General features: G+C 45.1%; 1 protein-coding gene. It reads left to right on the top strand.

What is annotated here, in order from left to right; translation table 11 throughout:
• Positions 1-387 precede the first annotated feature (387 nt).
• A partial coding sequence (locus H6F50_RS17315) for a class I SAM-dependent methyltransferase (RefSeq protein WP_190429660.1) occupies positions 388-1,604 on the top strand: 1,217 nt, incomplete at its 3' end.

Here is a 1,604-nt window from a genome sequence, read left to right as displayed (position 1 = left end):
TTTGAAACACATGAGGTTTATTGTGGATAGCGCCGTAGCTCAACATCGTAAACACCTCGGTCTTCGAGCAACAACCCTTCACTTCTAAACTACTCTATTTCCGATTAAGTCTATTTTCTACCGCCATATTTATGGATTTGGCGAGTCTGCGATCGCGCAGTCGTCTCACCTCCGATTAGACAGGTGTAGAAAAATTTGCACGCAGTGTTAGTGATTAGTGGTTATTTGTCTGTAGATATAAATGGGTGAGTTGTCAACTCATCATTAGTACCATTTCGGCGTTGTTGCGATACATCGCCAGGATAAAGTTGCCTCACCGTTGGGTGAGAGTAAATCCCAAATTCCCAATTGGTACTGATACATAACCATTAACACGCTAAATCAACTATGTCATATTCTTCTGTTCCTACCAGCATCCGAGATATCTTGAGCGAACGGTTTTCTCTACTGCCTCTGAAATTCTGCATCGATTGCTGGGGGACAGACAAGATACTGACTAATGAAACAATTGATGACTCGCTTCCTCAACTCACTTTACAGATTCATCATCCCGGAGTCATCCGGACTCTAATTCTGAGTCAAGATCCTTTGGTTCTAGCGGAAGCTTATCTTCAGGGTTTTTTGGACTTTACAGGTAACATCGATGATCTGATGCTCTTAGAAGCGCTTTCTTTTTCCCAATGCGATCGCACAAAAGCAATCAAAGCTTGGATGGAAGCGTTGAGTCTACCCCAATTACCTTTCTCGCAGCCAGAGAAATCACCTTGGCAGAAATTGATCGCTCATAGTCGCGATCGCGACTTAGCAGTTGTTCAATATCACTATGATGTCGGCAATGATTTTTACCGTCTTTGGCTCGATCCTTTACTCGTCTATTCTTGTGCCTATTTTGAACATCCCCAGATGAGCCTGCAAGAAGCTCAGCAGGCAAAGCTTGATTTGATCTGCCGTAAACTCCAATTAAAACCTGGGGAATATTTATTAGATATTGGCTGTGGCTGGGGAGCTTTGCTACGCTGGGCCGTAACTCATTACGGAGTGAAGGGATATGGCATTACTCTGAGTAAAGAACAGCTGGCTTTTAACCAACAAGCGATCGCGAAAGAAGGTTTGGAAACCCAGCTAAAAGTCGAGCTTCTCGACTATCGCAACTTACCCCAAACGCCAACTTTTGACAAAATTGTTTCGATTGGGATGGTTGAACACGTGGGAATTAAAAACTACCCGATTTATTTTCAGAGTGCCTTATCTACCTTGAAGCCTGGGGGTTTGTTTCTCAATCACGGCATCACCGCGTCCGAAAAATGGGACGGTTCCAGCCTCAACGAGCGCTTTGTTCAACGTTATATCTTCCCAGACGGAGAGCTGTCCAGGCTGTCCGATTCTTTAGCTGTCGCTGAAGAGACGGGATGGGAAATTGTCGATGTTGATGCTTGGCGAATACACTACGCCAAAACAATGCGCTGTTGGGCGGCTAATCTGGATGCAGTAATGGAGAAAGCGATCGCCCTCAGCAGCGAACGTAAAGTCCGATTATGGCGGCTCTATCTCATCGGTTTCGCTCTTGCCTTTGAACAGAACCACATGGGGCTTTATCAAGTCCT

Origin of the sequence: Coleofasciculus sp. FACHB-712 (assembly GCF_014695635.1) — a bacterium.
Lineage (GTDB): Bacteria > Cyanobacteriota > Cyanobacteriia > Cyanobacteriales > FACHB-T130 > FACHB-T130.
This window is presented reverse-complemented; position numbering and strand designations above follow the sequence as displayed.